General features: G+C 37.2%; 19 protein-coding genes. 15 read left to right on the top strand and 4 right to left on the bottom strand.

Annotated features, from left to right (window positions below):
• Window positions 1-178 precede the first annotated feature (178 nt).
• Both IGI42_RS07145 and IGI42_RS07140 read left to right on the top strand, forming a co-directional pair.
• Complete coding sequence (locus IGI42_RS07145; protein ID WP_438715142.1) at window positions 179-1,168, top strand: DUF916 and DUF3324 domain-containing protein; 990 nt, start codon at window positions 179-181, stop codon at window positions 1,166-1,168.
• Between the two features lie 38 nt (window positions 1,169-1,206).
• A complete protein-coding gene (locus IGI42_RS07140) occupies window positions 1,207-1,881 on the top strand; it encodes a winged helix-turn-helix domain-containing protein (protein ID WP_438715140.1) in 675 nt (224 codons plus the stop codon).
• A 44-nt stretch (window positions 1,882-1,925) separates the two neighbouring features.
• Here IGI42_RS07140 and alsS read toward each other — a convergent pair whose 3' ends face one another.
• A complete protein-coding gene (gene alsS, locus IGI42_RS07135) occupies window positions 1,926-3,605 on the bottom strand; it encodes an acetolactate synthase AlsS (protein ID WP_438715139.1) in 1,680 nt (559 codons plus the stop codon).
• Between the two features lie 407 nt (window positions 3,606-4,012).
• Here alsS and IGI42_RS07130 point away from each other — a divergent pair, with 407 nt between their 5' ends.
• The 6 genes from IGI42_RS07130 to IGI42_RS07105 all read left to right on the top strand — a co-directional run bounded on the left by IGI42_RS07130 (window position 4,013) and on the right by IGI42_RS07105 (window position 8,821).
• Window positions 4,013-4,381, top strand: a complete 369-nt coding sequence (locus tag IGI42_RS07130) for a winged helix-turn-helix transcriptional regulator (RefSeq protein WP_207674866.1) — start codon at window positions 4,013-4,015, stop codon at window positions 4,379-4,381.
• A 75-nt stretch (window positions 4,382-4,456) separates the two neighbouring features.
• On the top strand, window positions 4,457-5,101 hold the full coding sequence (locus tag IGI42_RS07125; protein WP_438715138.1) for an endonuclease III domain-containing protein: 645 nt from the start codon (window positions 4,457-4,459) through the stop codon (window positions 5,099-5,101).
• A 104-nt stretch (window positions 5,102-5,205) separates the two neighbouring features.
• A complete protein-coding gene (locus tag IGI42_RS07120) occupies window positions 5,206-5,736 on the top strand; it encodes a YbhB/YbcL family Raf kinase inhibitor-like protein (protein WP_438715137.1) in 531 nt (176 codons plus the stop codon).
• 31 nt (window positions 5,737-5,767) lie between these two features.
• Window positions 5,768-6,856, top strand: a complete 1,089-nt coding sequence (locus IGI42_RS07115; RefSeq protein WP_438715136.1) for an L-dopachrome tautomerase-related protein — start codon at window positions 5,768-5,770, stop codon at window positions 6,854-6,856.
• Window positions 6,857-7,041: 185 nt separating this feature from the next.
• A complete protein-coding gene (locus IGI42_RS07110) occupies window positions 7,042-7,710 on the top strand; it encodes an NAD(P)H-dependent oxidoreductase (RefSeq protein WP_438715135.1) in 669 nt (222 codons plus the stop codon).
• Window positions 7,711-7,777: 67 nt separating this feature from the next.
• Window positions 7,778-8,821, top strand: coding sequence for a zinc-binding alcohol dehydrogenase family protein (locus tag IGI42_RS07105; protein ID WP_438715133.1), 1,044 nt, complete (start codon window positions 7,778-7,780; stop codon window positions 8,819-8,821).
• Window positions 8,822-8,893: 72 nt separating this feature from the next.
• On the opposite strand, the gene IGI42_RS07100 is transcribed toward IGI42_RS07105, so the two are convergent.
• Entirely contained in the window at window positions 8,894-9,655 is a 762-nt protein-coding gene (locus IGI42_RS07100; RefSeq protein ID WP_438715132.1) for a LytR/AlgR family response regulator transcription factor, read from the bottom strand.
• A 4-nt stretch (window positions 9,656-9,659) separates the two neighbouring features.
• Entirely contained in the window at window positions 9,660-11,132 is a 1,473-nt protein-coding gene (locus IGI42_RS07095) for a GHKL domain-containing protein (protein ID WP_438715131.1), read from the bottom strand.
• A 461-nt stretch (window positions 11,133-11,593) separates the two neighbouring features.
• Between IGI42_RS07095 and IGI42_RS07090 the strand changes: the two genes are divergently transcribed.
• The 5 genes from IGI42_RS07090 to IGI42_RS07070 all read left to right on the top strand — a co-directional run bounded on the left by IGI42_RS07090 (window position 11,594) and on the right by IGI42_RS07070 (window position 17,113).
• Window positions 11,594-11,902, top strand: a complete 309-nt coding sequence (locus IGI42_RS07090) for a DUF2089 family protein (protein ID WP_438715130.1) — start codon at window positions 11,594-11,596, stop codon at window positions 11,900-11,902.
• 654 nt (window positions 11,903-12,556) lie between these two features.
• A complete protein-coding gene (locus IGI42_RS07085; protein ID WP_438715129.1) occupies window positions 12,557-13,750 on the top strand; it encodes a glycine C-acetyltransferase in 1,194 nt (397 codons plus the stop codon).
• Window positions 13,751-13,783: 33 nt separating this feature from the next.
• The gene (locus IGI42_RS07080) at window positions 13,784-14,761 is read left to right on the top strand and encodes an NAD-dependent epimerase/dehydratase family protein (RefSeq protein WP_438715128.1); all 978 of its coding nucleotides are present in this window, start codon (window positions 13,784-13,786) and stop codon (window positions 14,759-14,761) included.
• Window positions 14,762-14,972: 211 nt separating this feature from the next.
• Entirely contained in the window at window positions 14,973-16,334 is a 1,362-nt protein-coding gene (locus tag IGI42_RS07075; RefSeq protein WP_438715127.1) for an APC family permease, read from the top strand.
• Window positions 16,335-16,738: 404 nt separating this feature from the next.
• Window positions 16,739-17,113, top strand: coding sequence for a hypothetical protein (locus IGI42_RS07070; protein WP_438715126.1), 375 nt, complete (start codon window positions 16,739-16,741; stop codon window positions 17,111-17,113).
• Between the two features lie 208 nt (window positions 17,114-17,321).
• On the opposite strand, the gene IGI42_RS07065 is transcribed toward IGI42_RS07070, so the two are convergent.
• Complete coding sequence (locus IGI42_RS07065; protein WP_438715125.1) at window positions 17,322-17,552, bottom strand: DUF378 domain-containing protein; 231 nt, start codon at window positions 17,550-17,552, stop codon at window positions 17,322-17,324.
• 303 nt (window positions 17,553-17,855) lie between these two features.
• Between IGI42_RS07065 and IGI42_RS07060 the strand changes: the two genes are divergently transcribed.
• Together IGI42_RS07060 and IGI42_RS07055 are read left to right on the top strand one after the other, a co-directional pair.
• The gene (locus IGI42_RS07060; protein WP_438715124.1) at window positions 17,856-18,719 is read left to right on the top strand and encodes an SAM hydrolase/SAM-dependent halogenase family protein; all 864 of its coding nucleotides are present in this window, start codon (window positions 17,856-17,858) and stop codon (window positions 18,717-18,719) included.
• A 3-nt stretch (window positions 18,720-18,722) separates the two neighbouring features.
• Window positions 18,723-19,274 (top strand): ECF-type riboflavin transporter substrate-binding protein, encoded by a 552-nt coding sequence (locus IGI42_RS07055; protein WP_438715123.1) that lies wholly within the window; start codon window positions 18,723-18,725, stop codon window positions 19,272-19,274.
• Window positions 19,275-19,298: the final 24 nt, after the last annotated feature.

Here is a 19,298-nt window from a genome sequence, read left to right as displayed (position 1 = left end):
AAAGTAAAACTGGCTCAAACATTTCCGTTTTTCAGGTCAATGTTTGAGCCAGTTTTTACGAGAAAAGTAAAAGTGAGGGCAGAGCATGCAAGGAAATAAGTTGACTATTTTTATTGTTACAATCGGGTTACTTTTTTTAGGACTTGTGAATTCGACAGTATCTGAAGCAGCCGAGGGATTGAAATTTGATGTAAAAGCCAATATACCGGAGAATCAATATAATCCAGAGGTGACCTATTTTGATCTCTTAATGCCTACTGGACAAGCACAAGAAATTTCTGTAGCTCTAAAAAATAATACAGATGAAAATGTGACGATTATCCCGCAAATAAATTCTGCTATGACAAATTTTAATGGTGTAGTAGAATACTCGAATTTTAACAACAAGGAGCGGATATATGATGATTCGCTGAAAACAAATATTGAGGATATTATCCAATTAGAAGCCGAAGAAATTTTTTTAGCTCCCCAAGAGGAACGTGATTTAAAAATGACGATTCAAATGCCTGTTGAAGAAGTAGATGGAGTAATCGCAGGAGGTATTTATTTATCCCAAAGAGATGAAACTAGTGAAACAAGTGATAAAGTAGCTGCAGACGAAACATCAACAAATTTAAAGAATCTTTTTGGCTATCAAATTGCTATATTGTTGAGAAACAATGAAAAATTAGTAACACCTGAAGTGGTTTATGAAGGTGCTGAAGCAAATCAAATAAATGCGCGAAATGCAATCTCGCTGAAGACCCGTAATATTTCTCCTACATACATTAATCAAGCAACCTTTAAAGCTGAGGTAAGGCGTGCAGGGTCAGACGAGTCAATAACAAAGGTGAATCAAGAAGATATGCAATTTGCGCCAAATACGATTTTTGATCTATTTGTTCCATTACAAGGTCGCCAGTATGAAGCAGGTGACTACGTATTGACTGGAGCAATCACTTCCGGAAATAACGAGTGGCCAATCAATGAAGAATTCACAGTAACACGTGAGCAAGCGGAAGAATTTAATGAAGCGGACCCAGATGTGGAACCTGAAGACTATACAATGATTATTATTCTGGGTGCTCTAGTAGCGGTGTTTGCCTTAGCAGCTATTTATCTAATCCGAAAAAACAAGCAACAAAAGGCATTATTGAAACAGCTTAGCAACGATAAGGAAGAAGAGTAACTAGAAATGAACGGATATTTGTAAAGGGATAGGTGAGTATGGGAAAAATATTGGTATTAACGAACAATGTTTACGCAGAACAAAGCTTCCAAAGTATGTTACAAGTTTTGAGCCATGAAGTTTATTGTTCAAAAAGTGCGCTAAAAGGATTACCTGCTGAACTGATTACTTATTTCGATATTCTTTTATTAAGTGAAACAATCCCTGATCTAGATGTTCTAGACATACTTTCAACAATGAAAAGTAAAAACAAGTTGATTATACGTAAAATCGATATCCCACTTCCACCAGATGAAAAGGAAGAATGGGTAAAAAATGGAATTGCTGGCTGGCTCTCTCAAAATACGACAATTGAGAAGCTGCGGGAGGAATTGGATGTAATCATTCGTTCAAACAAAAATTACTTTACTAGTATTTCAGCAGTTAAAACAACTTTACCAGGGAAAGTAAAATTTTCTAAAATCGAATACCGGATTATCTGTGCTTTGCTTGAACAGGAAGGATATTTTATGACCAGACCGCAGCTTTGCTTACATTTATGGAATGAACAACCATCAAATTCCCGTCTAGTACAATTATCTACGATGGTGAACAATATTCGGCGGAAAGTTCGTTTAGAAGGAATAGAAGATGATGCAATTAAGACGCTTTGGAACAAAGGCTATCAGCTCTCACCAACGCTAGATTGGGCATCACTTTATCAAAAAATATAAAAAAATGCTGCTAACAGATTTTTAGTTAGCAGCATTTTTCTATTTTAGTATTTCTTTAGTTCAACTTTATCCCGCAAGTGAATGTTTTGTTCATTGTCTTCAATCATTTCAATAACCATTGGTTTGTCCGTTGCGTAAGCTTCAGCCAAGGCTGCATCCAATGCTTCTTTGGAACGAACGCGAGTTGCTTTGATACCGTAGCTTTCGGCCATTTCTTTGTAGCCGATGTAGTCAATATCGACACCTTCTTCTTGTCCGTTATAATCAAGTTCTTGTTGGAATTCAACCATGTTGTATTCCTTATCAACCCAGATTACTTGAACAATGTTTAAGTTGTAGTGAGCAACTGTAGCCAATTCTTGTGAGGAGAACATGAAGCTTCCGTCACCACCAGAAGACAAAATCTTTTCATCTGGACGAAGGAACGCAGCAGAGATTGCCCATGGAAGACCGACACCTAAGGTTTGTTCACCATCAGACATTAAGAAATGTTTAGGTTGGTAAACATTTAGGTAAGAACCCATCCAAACTTCGTGGCTACCACCATCCATTACGACAGTTGTATCAGGATGTTTGTCGATGACCTTTTGCAATGAATCGACAATTTCTAATGGGTGCAATGCATCATCAGAAGTTGTTTCAGGGACTTGTTTCTTCGCCATCAATTTTTCTTGTAATGTGCGAATCACAGCTTTCCATTCATCGGTAACATCTTGTTCAGACATTGCTTTGGTAATGTTATTTAAGTTTTTGGCAATGTTACCAAGTACTAGTGTGTCAGGGATGTATGTTTCATCCAAGTGATCCACTACTGTATCAATGTCAATCACGGTTTTCTTATCAGCATTCCACACAGAAGCCCAATATTCAACCAAGTTCAAACCTAAAGTAACGACTAAATCACTGTTGTAAACCAGTTCATCGCCGGGTAGATTGTTAAACAAACCGACACGACCAACATAGTTTTCGTTAAATTCACGAGTCAACAGGCCGGTAGCTTCAAAAGTTTCAACAACTGGAATACCTGTTTTTCTTACAAAAGCTTGGATTGCTTCAGCAGCAAGTTCATCCATTGCACGAGCGCCAATGATAATTACTGGGCGTTTAGCTTGTTTGATTTTGTCTACAGCTGTCGAAATGGTTGTTTCATCACTGATTGTGTTGGTTAATTGATCTGCGATTGTGGTAAATTCAAGACCTTCTTTTTCAGTTTCAGCCAACAAAACATTACCAGGAACATCCATAAATACAGCACCAGGATTTCCATTAATACTTGCGATGTAGGCATTGGCTACTTCATCAGCTAGAGCATTTGTGTCTTCAATTTCTTTTGCGTATTTTGTTACAGTTGAATCATTCATGACTCCGGCGATATTAGGGTTTTGTGGATAAGGTGTTAACAATTTTGCTTGAGGCACTTGTCCCGAAATTGCTAAAACAGGATCACCGTCAGAGGTTGCAGTTGCTAACGCTGTCACCAAGTTCAAAGCACCTGGTCCAGAAGTGGTCATTACTACACCAGGTTTCCCTGTGATGCGACCAATCCCTTGTGCCATAAAGCCCGCATTTTGCTCGTGTCTTACAGTCACAACTTCAATTTCATTTTCACGGTTCTTTAAAGCCATCAATAAAGGACCAAGTTTACCACCAGGTAATTGGAAAACATATTTGACGCCATTCTTTATTAATGTATCTACAATTAAATCTGCACCATTCATACTCATAATAAATCTCTCCTAAAATTTTTTTAGCAAGTTTTATTTATTAGGATTACAGATACGCAAAGGAAATAAATTTGACTTACGAGAAGCAATATAATCTCATTTCGGTAATTTGTAAAATAATAACTCTCGCGAATTTTTTCTTGTAATGTTTAGCGAAGAAAATTTAAGCTTCAGGAGTGTGAAGGTAAGTCATATCAAGCGTAACGACGCGGAATTTTCCGAATGAGTTTTCTCACTATTAGATGAAAGCTTAGTAAAATGAGGCATATTTTTATCAAAATTCTAGCCTGGTAGCTTTACAGCAAAGGGGGGCTGTATCAGCTTTTTTAGAAGCCAGGAGCAAATAGTTTACTTTTTGTAAGTAAGAGACTAAGATAACTCCATACCTATCAGGGAGGCGAAATTCTTTGGTAAGAAAAATATACAACTGTAAGGAAGGCTGTTCGGTGGAATCCACCTTGCAAATCATCTCGGGCCGTTGGAAAAGCGTACTGCTGTACCATTTAATCTTTGATGGTGAATTGCGCTACAGTGAACTGCAACGAATGATTCCGGGCATTACCCGCCGCATGCTTTCATTACAATTAAAAGATTTAGAAGCAGATGAACTGGTTGAACGGGAAGTTGTTCAGGAAAAACCGTTAATGGTGGTTTATCGAGTGACTGACTATGGTTACTCCTTGAAGCCGGTCATTGAAATGCTGAATAACTGGGGCGAAGCCTATAATCAGCGCTACGCTGGTCAATTAGAAGAGGAATGCTTAAGCTGCTATTAAGAATTCCACAGGTGAGCGTTCTGATGTATGGAACTGACTATTTTTGTTAAGCTTGTCTGTGAGGAGTGGGTAGCGATGATCGAAAATATCGATAAATTGTATGAACGGTTAGAAGCGAATATGGACAATCGTGTCTGGTGGGATACGGAGAACCCTTGGGAAATTGTCGTAGGGGCAATCTTAGTTCAAAATACCAACTGGAAAAATGTGGATTATTCTTTAGATAATATAAGAGAAGCTATCGGCTTTATTCCAGAGAAGCTTGCAGCTATCGACATACTGGAGCTGCAGGAATTGATTCGTCCTAGCGGTTTTTATAAAAATAAATCGCGAGCGTTAAAGGAAATATTCGCTTGGTTTGAAACCTACAATTTTGACATCACTGCTATCGAGCAAAAAGATTTACCGTCTCTTCGGGATGAACTGTTAAGCATTCGCGGGATCGGTCAAGAAACAGCGGATGTGCTGCTGATATTTGTCTTCAATAAAGTTATTTTTATTGCCGATCGTTATGCGCAGCGAATATTCAATCAGTTAGGTTTAGAGGAAACGCTCAATTATTCAAAGCTGCAAGCCATGATTAAGCTGCCGAATGATTTTACCAATCAACAAGCCCAAAATTTTCACGGGTGGCTGGTTGATTATGGTCAGATTCATTTGAAATCAGAAGAAGCATGGGAAGCTGGTTTTTTAAGTGATTTTGAATTAGAGCTGGTGTAGGCAAGGAAGTATAAATAATTTCCCTAATTTACTTTTTTGTCAGGAAGGTTTAGTCTGTGATCGTTAATGAAACATAACATTAGTTTTTTATAGGAGGATGTACAATGAATAACCCATTTTTAGGTTTACAAGATGTGCCGTCTTTTGATGTCACAAGTAAAGATATTGTTGATGGCGGACTTTCAGATGTAAAATTTATGTCTGGTGATTTCGGTATCGAAGGTGGACAAGATATTTCTCCAGAAGTTAGCTGGTCAGGCGCACCAAGTGATACAAAGAGCTTCGTTGTAACTTTGTATGACCCTGATGCTCCAACTGGTTCAGGTTTCTGGCACTGGGCAGTCTCTAACATCCCTGCTTCAGTCAATGAATTACCACAAGATGCTGGTAACAAAGACAATTCAAAATTGCCTTCAGGTGCGATCCAATTACCAAATGACGCACGTGCGAAAAAATATATCGGTGCTGCTCCTCCCAAAGGACATGGTGTACACCACTACTTCTTAACTGTTTGGGCATTAGATGTTGAAACAGTGGATATTCCTGAAGATTCTACGCCCGCTTTCTTAGGCTTTAACATGTTTGGTCATGTATTGGCTCGCGGCGTATTGAACTTCGAAGTAGAAGTAAAATAAGCTTTATCTCAATTAGAAAGGAAGATGTATGATGAATTATCCTACAGAGAAATTTTTCGGTGAATTAGAACAAGTCCACGCTTTTTACGGCGAAATGCCAACTGGCGTTAGCGTAACAGAAACAGGTCGCATTTTCATCAACTTCCCTGAATGGGGCGACGATGTAAAAGCAACCGTTGCTGAAATCGTTGATGGTGAATTAGTTCCTTACCCAAGCCAAGAAATCAACACCTTTGACCCTGAAAACCCTGAAAAAGGCTTCTTAAGTGTTCAAAGTATCGTTGCTGACGGCGAAGGTACACTATGGGTACTAGATACAGCTGCGCCAAATTTTGATGTTCCTATTAAGGGCGGTGCAAAATTAGTTGCTGTCGATTTAGAAAGCAATTCAATCCGTAAAGTCTATACTTTTTCTAACGATGTGGTACTAGATTCTACCTATTTAAATGATGTACGTATTGACTTGCGTCGTGGTTCTGAAGGAGTCGCTTATATTACTGACTCTTCTATTACTGGACCTGGTGCGTTGATCGTTGTTGATCTTGGCACTGGCGATGCTTTCCGTATTTTAGATGGGACACATTCTACTGCTGTTGATCCTGACTTCGTTTCTAAAGTAGAAGGCGAAATCTTGATGAACCGTGAAGCAGATGGTTCTACTTCTCCGTGGCAAGTAGCTGCTGACGGAATTGCCATCTCACCAGATGGTAAAACCTTGTACTTCAGCCCATTATCAAGTCGTCATCTTTACTCTATCGATACCGATTTGATTTTCGATAAAGACATTGAAGATGAAGAACTTGAAAAACATGTCAAAGACTGGGGCGAAAAGGGTGCTTCAGATGGTATGATTACAGCAGCAGATGGTACTATCTATGCTGGCGACTATGAAAACAATAGTATTCGTGTCATTAATACTGATGGTTCAATGGAAACATTGACTCATGACCCTCGTATTTTATGGCCTGATACTTTATCTATTGGACCAGACGAATACTTGTACTTCAATGCGAACCAATTGCAACGCCAAGCTGGTTTCCATAAAGGTGAAGACTTACGGGAAAAACCTTACAGCTTATTCCGTATTTTCATTGGCAAAGGACCTGCTAAAGTAAAATAATTTTTGAAAATCTTTGACATAAGCTAATTAACTAATGAAATATCCGAACTATAAGATATTGCTCCTACGGTTCCGTAGGTCCTAGTCGCAAAGCTGCGACAATTTGGAGCTTTCATCACTTGTAGTTCGGGTATTTTTATCTAAAATTACCTATGCCACCGATTATTAACGAAGGAGAAGAAAATATGACAGACCAAGCAGAATTACGCAATGAAATTTTGAATGTTTATCAAAAACGTTTTGCTACAAAAGCTTTTGATCCAACTAAGAAAATTGCTGAAGAAGACTGGATGACCATCATGGAAGCAGCTCGGTTATCACCAAGTTCTTTCGGTTATGAACCTTGGAAATTTTTATTAGTGGAAAGTCAAAAAGTTAAAGATGACCTACAAGAAATTGCTTGGGGCGCCCGCAACAGTTTAAATGGTGCCAGTCACTTTTTAATTGTCTTAGCTAGAAAGAATTTGACAGGTAACAGCTCACACGTTAAACATATGGTGGAAGACGTATTTGGAGTTCCTTACTCAGAAACATCACCACAAACGATCTTCTTTAACAACTTCCAAAAAGATGATTTTGGTTTGACAGATGAACGTTCATTATTTGATTGGGCTTCAAAGCAAACTTACATTCCTTTAGCTAACATGATGACTACGGCTGCCTATCTTGGAATTGACAGTGTACCGATTGAAGGCTTCAATAAAGAAGCAGTCGAAAACTATTTATCAGAGAAGAACATCATCGATTTGGATGAATTTGGTGTTTCTTATATGGCAGGTTTCGGCTACCGTGCTCAAGAAGTTCCTGAAAAGAAACGTCAAAACATGTCTGATATATACGATGTGATTAAATAAAAGGCAAAATCTTTTAAAAAAGACCGATTTTGCTTCATAATTAGTACAAAGACAAGGAGGAATTCAGATGTCAGAGAAGAAGTTTATGCACGCAGTTGGATTTTTTGAAGGACTGCCAATTGATGAAGCACAAAGTTTTATGGATGAAAAAGAAATGGTTCCTAATCCTGGACCAAGAGATGTATTAGTAAAAGTAAAGGCAGTTTCGGTGAACCCGGTTGATACTAAATTACGTCAAGATACCATAAAGAGAAATGCTTTACGAGTTTTAGGTTTCGATGCAGTCGGTGAAGTTGTCGGTATCGGAAAAGAAGTTGAAAAGTTTAAAGTTGGCGATCGCGTATTTTATGCCGGAACAACCACACGTGCCGGTAGTAATCAGGAATATCAAGCAGTTGATGAACGGATTGTAGCATTGGCGCCTGAAAACTTATCTGATGAAGAAGCTGCGGCTTTGCCATTAACTTCTTTAACAGCATATGAATTACTTTTTGAAAAGTTCGGTTTGATTCCCGAAGAAAATGCCAACAAAGGTAAAAAAATTCTAGTTATTAATGGAGCTGGTGGTGTTGGTTCAATCTTAAACCAACTAGCACATTGGGCTGGATTAGAAGTCTATGCTACAGCAAGTCCTAAAAACTTCGAATGGTTGGAAAAATTAGGAGTAGATCATCCTATTGACTATCATGATGATTTGAAGGCTAGTTTGCGTGAATTAGGTGTTCATGAAGTTGAGTATATTGCCGTGCTATTCAATATTACTCGTTACCTAGATCAAATTAAACACATGGTAAAACCATTTGGTCATGTTGGGACTATCGTAGGCATTCATGAACCAATTGATATCAGTGACTGGAAAAACTTATCAGTCAGCTTTGATTGGGAGTACATGTTTGCTAAAACAGATCATGATTATAAAATCGAAACCCAAGGTGATGCATTGAAGTTGATTGCTAATTTGGCTAATGAAGGTAAGTTAGTAACGACTTTAAGCAAAGTCTACTCTGATGGCATCAACGCTGCTAATTTGAAACTAGCTACAAAAGATGTTGAAACAGGGCATATGCTTGGTAAAGTCGTCATCAGTGGACCATTTAACGGCGGCGAATAAGTAAAAAAGTTTGCTATTTATTTTACAATTGTAAAATAGATGGCAAACTTTTTTTCTATCTAATTCCTTCAGTCATGATCGAATCGATACATACTTTGATTGCAGTGTTTTTAAAGCACTTCTTTTTCTGACTGATACAGGCACTGTGGTACCATCTTCAAGTATCAGGTTACTGAAATCACGTGATATATGACGAATTGCTTTAGTATTAATTAAAAACCCACGGTGGCAGCGTATAAATCGCTCTTCTAGTTGCTCTTCTAAATGATTCAAGGTTTCTTGATAAATTTGATATTCTTTTTGTTTTGTATGCAGTGAAAGAATATGTCCTTTGTTGGAAGCGATATAAAGAATGTCTTCTATTATAAAAGAAGTTATTTCATTACCTGTATTCAACTTAATTGTTTGACTAGTATCCAATACGCTTAATCGCTGTTCTACTGTTTTTAGACAAGTGTGTACTCGTTCTTGAATATTCACAGCTGGATCTTTAATGATAAAATCTAAAGCTTGCACACGGTACTGGAAGGTCAAAAAACTAAGTTCTGAACGGACAGTGATAAATACAATAAAACCGAAAGGATCAAAATTTCGAATTTCCTGTGCGACAACAAATCCATTACTTATTTCTGCTTCTGCCGCTAAATTGATGTCTAAGAAGTAGATATTCCATTGGTTTTCGCGATCAATACTGGCTAATAATTCTTCTCCAGAAGCAGCTACACTCGCTATTTCTAACTCCCAGTCGGAAAATAAACGATAATTTTTGATTGACTGTACAATTTGATTTCGTTGTTCCAAATGATCTTCTGCAATATAAACTTTAATAGCCATTGATTTACCCCTTCTTGAAAATTAGTGTTTGGCGTACTTCATTTTCCTGTTGTGTTGTTTTCATAGTTACCCAATTACTATGTTTTTGAATGATAGAGCGAACAATCGATAAACCTAAACCACGATTGTCTCCTTTAGTTGAAAAATTATCTTGTTCTAACATCAGATGAATATCTTTGAATTTTGTTGAATTAATAAGAACAAGTACGATAGTCGTTTCATCTTCGATCACAGCTAATCGAACATAAGGATCTGCACTCTCCGCAGCTGCTTCTAAAGCGTTGTCCATCAAAATCCCACAGATACGTGACAAGGATAACTGATCTAGAGGTAGTTCTTGGATCGGTTGTTCAATTTCAATATTAAAAGGAATTCCTTTTTTTGTAGCATCCATAATTTTAGTGAAAATGAGTGTTTTTAATTCTGGAACAGCAATATTTTTTAGTTTAGATACTTCAAGAAAATAATGATAGTCATCCTCGAAGGTTTTTGTGACTGATTCATAGTATTTTTTTAATTCTCGTTCATTGACAGGAGATTGATAAATATAGCCACCTAACGAGATCAGAATATTACTAAAGTCATGGTGGTTTTTTCGAATATTTTTTGTCATGTCTTCTAAGGTATTAATATATTGCGTTAGCTCATATTTCAACTGTTCCTGTTGTGCCAATTTTTGTTTGTTGTAATTGTTTAAAAAGAGTAAGAAAAAAAATAAGCTTACTAGAATGGTCACAGTTACCATTAATGAGGTTCCAAATGGATACATATCATTGACTGGCTCAATAATAAATCGTGCTTGTGGAGCAAGCCACTGAATAAAAGGAATTCCTAAATAGCTTGACGATAAAAAGATGACAGAATTATAACTGAGATGTTCACTTGCCTGTGTTAATGAACTTACCTGTATAAAGATCTGAAATAGCCCTAGAGTAATCAGTGATATCCAAGTAATTAATAAAACTGAAGAAGGTGACTGTTCCATAAATTGACGAGTCCATTGGATAAAACGACGCATCAAAGGAAGAAACAACAAGAAGAATAAAAAATACCAATTTATTACATAAATTGAAAAAATGGGTATATCTGAAAAATTAAGTAAATAGATTCGAATATACTCAAAGAGACTAGCACAAAAAATTGTTATTATTGTAATAACCAACAACTGAAAATGAAGCCAATGATTCCCTCGGTAAAAAATCATGTACACAATGCAAAGCATAACAAATTGAGCTAAAATACTAAAAATATTGTGAACAACCAAAACTTCTTGAAAATATCGTCGAATTAATAAATTAAAAACTAAGCCAAGTAAAAAAGGTGACAGCGTAGCTAGTAGAATGAAGGAACGCGAAATCTGCAATGACAAGCTATATTTAACGGCAACCAAGTAGACAATTAATGCAGGCAATGTTTGTGAAAAGTAAATAATTAGTGCAGTATTCCTTGAAAATAGTTCGGGATAAAAATAGATCATAGTTAACTCCTCGGACGTCTTTTATTGGTAATCGCAGGTTATGATTAAAAAATGACAATATAAGATTAAAAAAAATTCTTTAAAGAACATTATTAAAAGGAGTAGAACTCCATGTTTTTTTCTGAAAACGTTAGCAATTTCAGAAATGAATACTAAAAAATCTTAAATTAACTTTAGATGCAAAGAAATTTAGGTGGAGTTCCTCGGGAAAACGACTTGTTAGTTATTAAAAATGACTGAAATAATCTCCATACATTATATTATAGCAGGTATTTCGATAGAAAATGAGAAAAAAATATTTAAAAAACAACGCTTGTGTAAAATAATCGTAGCTTTTTGATAAAACGGACTACTTTTATGCTGATATAAAGCTATTCGTGCAAGTTATCAGAAAAGTATTTTTGATAATATATAATAAGTTAGAAATAAAAATAATCTTAAAAATTTAAAGAGGTGTCATTATGAAAAATGAAAAGTTACCCCGTTGGTTTTTAGACCTAAAAGAAGAAGAAGTAGTTTTTGTGAAGAATTTTGTTTTATCTTCAGGATCGATTAAGGACTTAGCAGAAATATATTCCATGAGTTATCCCACAATTCGTAAGAGACTAGATAAACTGATTCAAAAAATTCAAGTCAGTGATCGAAAAGACAATGATCACGTGGTACAGCTAATCAATCAGCTAGAAAAAGAAGGGAAAATAGATCAAAAAATAGCACAAGCAGTGGTGACTGAATACAGCAAGTCGTTGAATTGTTTGATTGTTGAATAAAATGATCCGTTAGAATCTCTCAATAAAAGGCTGCCAGTCTAAGACTCGTCAAATGACGAGTCTTTTTATTTGTATTTCAACAAAAAAATCCATAAAAGATGTACTATTTTGAAAAAAATAGAGGTGTTTTAGTCGTTTATGGCAAAAAAACTTAGCAAATTCTTCTTAAAATGAGAAAAAGCGAGCGTTTTATTAGTGAAATTTATCAGAAAAATCTGATAAAAGTTGCGTCTTTGATTGTGAAAAAAATAACTATTTCTATTTTATATTAAATTAACTAGATTAGTGATTTAAAGCTATTTAAAGGACCTGTGCTAACTGTTAGAAATCTATATTGTGAAAATAGATTTCTAACAATTAGCAATGATAGTTGTCTTGCAATACGTATATCATCGTATTTTTTTAGTATAAGAGACTATTGGTGGGAAAAAGATAAATAAGAATACTTTGGTTAAATTTAGTTATTTATTATAATTCGAAAAGTTCAAGTGCAAGAATGTTGTAAGCGGTAGCATCGAAGATATATACTACGATTGTAGGTTATAGAAAACGTTTTCTTTAAGCTTGGTGTTATCTAAATTACTTTAAATAAAGAAGAAAGATAACGGAATATTCAGAAAACGATGACCAGAAAATAGTAATGGAGGAATTAGAATGAGTTCAAAAGTATTGGATCAGTTTCTTGAAACTAATTTGAGGGAACTAAAGGAAAAAGGTTTGTTTAATACCATTGACGTAATTGAGGGCAGTAACGGGCCTGAGATCGTAGTCAACAGACAAAAACTAATAAATTTGGCTTCAAATAACTACTTAGGTTTTGCGACAAGACCAGAATTAATAGCGGCCGATGTAAAGGCTACAGAAGAGTACGGAGCAGGTGCAGGAGCGGTACGTACCATTAACGGCACCTTAGATATTCACCGGCAGTTAGAAGAAAAGATCGCTGAATTCAAAGGAACAGAAGCAGCAATTGCCTTTCAATCAGGCTTTAACTGCAACATGGGTGCTATCTCAGCAGTTATGAAAAAAGGTGATGCAATTCTTTCTGATGAATTAAATCATGCTTCAATTATTGATGGTTGTCGTTTGTCCGGTGCTAAGATCATTCGTGTTAACCATCAAGATATGGAGGATTTAGAAAAGAAAGCGAAGGAAGCAACTGAAAGCGGCGAGTATAGCAAAGTTATGTACATTACTGATGGCGTCTTTTCAATGGATGGGGATGTAGCAAAAATTCCGGAAATCGTTGAAATTTGTGAAAAGTACAATGTCATTACTTACGTAGATGATGCCCATGGTACGGGCGTTATGGGTAAAGGTGCTGGAACTGTCAAACAATTCGGTATGCAGGATCATATTGATTTCCAAATGGGTACGTTATCTAAAGGGATTGGAGTTGTCGGCGGTTATGTCGCTGGAAGTAATGAATTGATTACTTGGTTGAAATCACAAGCCCGCCCATTCCTTTTCTCAACTTCTTTAACACCAGGGGCGGCTGGCGCAGCAATTAAGGCGATTGAGCTGATCCAGACACATCCTGAATATGTAGAAAAACTTTGGGACAATGCCAATTACTTCAAGCAAGAATTAAAACGAATTGGCTATGACATTGGTAAATCTGAAACACCAATTACACCAGTTATTGTGGGAGATGAAAAATTAGCCCAAGAATTTTCTAAGAAATTAATTGAAAACGGTGTCTATGCAAAACCAATTGTTTTCCCAACAGTCCCATTAGGAACTGGTCGGGTACGCAATATGCCTAATGCAGGTCACACAAAAGAAATGCTTGACGATGCCATCAAGATCTATGAAAAAGTCGGCAAAGAACTAGACATTATCAAATAAAAATTACTCAACTATAGAAGGGAAGTTTTTTAGATGGAAAAAGTATTAATCACAGGTGCCTTAGGACAAATTGGATCAGAGTTAACTGAACGTTTACGCCGCGATTTAGGGGGGGAAAATGTCATTGCTACAGATATTCGTAGACCTAATGATAATCCAACGGTGGAAAACGGACAGTTTGAAACTTTAGATGTGCAAGATTACGATAGTTTCTTAGATTTGGCAAAACGTTACGACGTTGATACTATAATTCATCTTGCTGCTTTATTGTCAGCGACCGCAGAACAACGACCTGCCTTTGCTTGGCAGCTGAATATGGGTGGCTTAATGAATGGATTGGAAGTTGCTCGTGAATTGGGTGACGGGATTAAATTCTTCGCACCATCTTCTATTGCAGCTTATGGGCCAGATGCTGAACCTGATAGTACGCCTCAAGATACAGTGATGCATCCTACCACCATGTATGGGGTGACTAAAGTTGCTGGCGAACTATTGGAAAATTATTATCACGATAAATATGGTGTTGATACTCGCTCAGTCCGCTTCCCAGGATTGATTTCCTACAAAGTGGAACCTGGCGGGGGAACAACAGACTACGCAGTTGATATTTTCTATGAAGCATTGAAAAATAAATCTTATACTTCTTTCATCGCTGAAGGAACTTATATGGACATGATGTATATGGATGATGCAATTGATGCGATTATTGATTTAATGAATGCGGATTCAGATCGTTTGGAACACCGCAATGCCTTTAACATAACGGCAATGTCGTTTGCTCCAGAAGAAATTGCAGCGGCCATCCAAAAACGTATCCCTGAGTTTGAAATGAATTATGAAGTTGATCCAGTTCGTCAAAGTATTGCAGAGTCTTGGCCAAACGCTATTGATTGCCAATGTGCTGTTGATGAATGGAACTTTACGCCAAGCTATGATTTAGAACGTATGACCGATGAAATGTTAATGCGTTTGGAGAAAAAGTTTGAGACTGAAGGAATGGTCGCAAAATAGCAAGTAAACGACAAGTAAGAAATGTATTAGGCGGTGATAAGAAAAAGGTAAGTGTTGAGAGATAACACAAACCTTTTTCTGTTCTCCGTGATAAAATGTCTATCCAAGTGAAAAAGCCGCTTTTTAGTTTAGACCGTGCAAGCATTTATTTAATACATAAACAACGGCTTACTTGTTAGAATAATAAAATCTTATGTAAGGGGGAAAAAGCATGGCAACGAATGAACAGGATGTTGTCGCTTCAAAAACAACCCAAGAAGGCGAATTAAAACGAACGATGACCTTCTTCCCAGCGCTATCTACTGTTATGGGAACAGTAATTGGTGCAGGAGTATTCTTCAAAGCAGCCAGCGTTGCTGCAGTAACTGGATCAACCAGCATGCACATGCTGTCCTGGTTCTTAGGAGGACTAATCAGTGTCTGTGCCGGATTAACTGGAGCAGAGCTAGCGGCAGCGATTCCTGAAACAGGGGGAATGCTGCGCTATATTGAACGAGCTTATGGAAAATTTCCAAGTTTCTTACTAGGTTGGGCGCAAGTAATTATTTATTTTCCAGCCAATGTAGCAGCCTTATCCATTATTTTCGCTACTCAGTTTAAAAACCTGTTTGGCTTAGACAATGGAATGATCGTACCAATTGCGATTGTCGCAGCGGCTTCGATTATGTTGATTAACTTCTTAGGCTCTAAAGCCGGCGGTATGTTCCAATCTGTTACGTTAGTTTTCAAACTAATTCCATTAGCCTTAATCGTTATCTTCGGTTTAATGCGAGAAGGCGCAGTGGAAGTCAGCCTGTTCCCAGTTCAAGCGGGTCCTAATGTCGGCGGATTTGCCTCAGCGTTAGGTGCAGGACTATTAGCGACGATGTTTGCTTATGATGGTTGGATTCACGTTGGGAACTTAGCTGGTGAGTTGAAGAAACCAGCCCGAGACTTACCTCGTGCGATTGCTGGTGGTATTCTGGGCATTATGGTGGTTTATTTATTGGTAAACTGGGCTTACTTAAAGACTATGGCGATTCCTGAATTAGCTGGAAACGAAAACGCAGCAATGGAAGTTGCCGGACGAATCTTCGGTGGTATAGGTGGTAAATTAGTTACGATCGGCATTTTGGTTTCCGTTTATGGAACAATTAATGGCTACACCATGACTGGTATGCGTCTGCCTTATACAATGGGGATTGAAAAACAATTACCATTTTCTAAGCAATTAGCAAAACTGAACAAAAACTCGGTTCCTTATATTGCCGGTATTTTGGAGTTAGTGATTGCTGTGGCGATGATGATGGTTGGCGGCTTTGACATGTTAACAGATATGTTAGTCTTTGTAATTTGGATTTTTTATACCTTAGTCTTTATTGCGGTTATTAAGCTAAGAAAAACCGAACCAGATTTGCATCGTCCATATAAGGTTCCGCTGTATCCAGTTATTCCAGCAGTTGCGATTGTCGGAGGCGTGTTTATTTTAGTCATGACCTTGATTAACCAATTCTCGTTAGCAATGGTTGGTTTATTGATTACAGCACTAGGCATTCCTGTTTACTTCTATATGATGAAACGTAATCCACGGTAATAAATACTTTGACATCAGCGGCTGCGGTTGCTGGTGTTTTTTTTTGCCAGTTCCACTTTTCGCAGTGTAAAAAGGGAGAAAGAAATGTTATAAGTAATCACCAAACTATGATTCATGCTGTGTAGTGGAATGGTAAGCGTATGAAGATAAGACTCATTTTTCCTGATTCTGGAAAAATAAATTCCATACTATGAGTTAGCTGCCAGTTCCACTTTTCGCAGTTTATCAAGATAGAAGACAATCCACCAATTATTCCAACTACAAAATGATACGAAATGTCTAGTAGGATGATAGACGTACGAGGATAAAGCCAATTTTCCCAGGCTTGGAAAAATGCTTCCTAAATATGGAGGTAGTTGTAGACATTTATTTCTAGCTGAAAGATAATGAAAGGGGGGCATAAAATGATTTGTCTAAAAGAGTTAGCTGAAGAAATGGATACGCAATTTGAGGAAATTGACACGTTTGTCCATAAGAAAACGGGAGAATTTCTTTATTTGGACACAAATTACTATGATTTAGCTGAAGAAGTAGATATAAAAGAAGCGAATTTAGACAATGAGATGGTTGGGAAAAAGAAACAGTCGTTAAAATTATTGACTATTGGGCGCATTCTGAGGAATAAGCTTCGTTGCCAGATCGCTATGAGATCAATGAGTACGGCACAATGGAGGATTTTATTTACCAATTATCCAGTTCATCCATGTAAAATCGCTTGGAACGAGCAATTTCAGGTAGAGGTGCATTCCGCTATTTTAAGGATACGATTGCTGATTTAGGAATCACTCAAGACTGGTATGATTTTAAAGGACAGGTCTTATTAGAAATTGCCAAGAAATGGTGTGAGGATCAAAAAATACCTTATCAAATGGAAAAAGGTAAATAACAGTAGCATCTTGTTGCGAGAGGGGAGATTTTCTTAAAAAGACAAAAAAGATTGTCGGAACAATCCTAGTCCCAACAACCTTAACTTACTTGTATTCATTTTTAAATGTTTGGATTTGATTCTCTTACTTCAGCTGCACGCGAGATAAGCGGGAAAAAGCGTAAGCAATAGATGGCACAGATACCAACAACTACGTAAATGACTTTAGCAAAAGCTGTTGCTGGACCGCCGGCAATCGCTGCTACTAAATCATACTCGAACAAACCAACTAATAACCAGTTCAAGCCGCCGACAATTAGTAAGCCAAGAGCGATATAGTCTAATGTTTTCATGGATTTTTCCTCCTTTTTCTTAAGATATTTTATATGTTATAGGTTTTATGTAGAGCTTACAAAGATATAGACTCGCCATTTTCTAGTATGAGGAAAGTCTAATTCTAAAATTGCTTTTTATCCAAATGCTAGATGTGAATCGCTATTTCTGATTTGATCTAGGGAAAAAAATCGCCGAATTAAGACTAAAATCAGTAATTCACGAATATTTTAGTGAATTCTCACAAAAATCAGTTGCTTTTTTTGGTTGTAAATTATAAGATATTTCAGAAAGTTATGAAATATTGTTAAGCGGAGGCTGTTATGGGAAATTATTTAGTATTGCAAACGGATTTTGGTTTAGGAGATGGCGCAGTTAGCGCAATGTATGGGGTTGCTCATATGGTAAGTCCAGATATCACCATCAGTGATTTAACCCACGATATCCCTCCATATGATATTTGGGTGGCTTCTTATCGTCTGTATCAAACAGTGAAATATTGGCCGCAAGGGACTGTCTTTGTTTCGGTGGTTGATCCTGGAGTTGGTAGTACGCGACGTAGTATCGTATGTAAAACAAGCTCTGGTCATTACGTGATTACACCAGACAATGGCTCGTTGACTCATATTAAGCACTATGAAGGTATTGAAGAAGTAAGAGCAATCGATGAAGTAAAAAGTCGCTTACCACATTCTGAAGAAAGCCATACGTTCCATGGTCGGGATATTTATGCTTATAATGGTGCACGTTTGGCTAGCGGTGAAATTACCTTTGAAGAACTAGGTAGTGTAGTTTCCAACGATAGTATAGCGGAATTAGAAATTGTCGAAGCTAAGCATGAAGGTCACATTTTAAGTGGAAGTATCGATGTATTGGACGTACGTTTTGGCTCTCTATGGACAAACATACCACTAGACAACTTTAAAGACGAAGGTATTCAGCATGGTGACATGTTGCAAGTATCAATTTTCCATCAAGGTAAAAAGGTTTATCAGAATATCATGCAATTCGCTAAATCGTTTGCGGATGTGAACGTTGGAGAACCGCTAGTATACATCAATTCATTGGTGAATATAGGGGTAGCGGTGAATCAGGATTCTTTTTCTGATTTATACCATATCGGTACGGGAACTGATTGGAAGATTGAATTACGGAAGGCACCAAGGATTATTTTTGAGGAGGAATAAAGTATGAAAAGAGAGTTTTCAGTAAAAACGATTGTAGCCATCGGGATAGGTTCAGCAGTATTTGTAATTCTAGGACGTTTTGTAGTGATTCCGACGGGGATTCCTAATACTAATTTAGAAACGGCATATCCATTTTTAGCCTTAATGTCAGTTATTTACGGACCGATTGCTGGTGCGTTGATTGGTTTGATCGGCCACACTTTAAAAGACTTTACTACTTATGGTAGTGCATGGTGGAGCTGGATCATTTGTTCTGGGGTTATTGGATTAATATTTGGTTTTGTAGGACGGAAAATTGATTTACAGCACGGGATTTTTGGTAAAAAAGAAATTATTTATTTCAATATTTTCCAAGTTTTTTCTAACGCAGTGGTATGGGGATTACTAGCACCAACACTAGATGTTATTATTTACAGTGAACCTGCTAACAAAGTGTATACACAAGGTGTCGTATCTGTAGTTGTAAATGCTTTAGCAGTGGGAATTATTGGTACATTATTAATGAAAGCTTACGCAGCGACACAAACCAAACAGGGAAGTTTGAAAAAAGACTAGCTGTCGCTAGCCGGGTGCCTGGCA

The organism is Enterococcus sp. AZ109, assembly GCF_051714625.1.
Classification (GTDB): domain Bacteria; phylum Bacillota; class Bacilli; order Lactobacillales; family Enterococcaceae; genus Enterococcus_A.
Note: the sequence above shows the minus strand (reverse complement) of the source record. Positions and strands in the feature narration are given on the sequence as shown.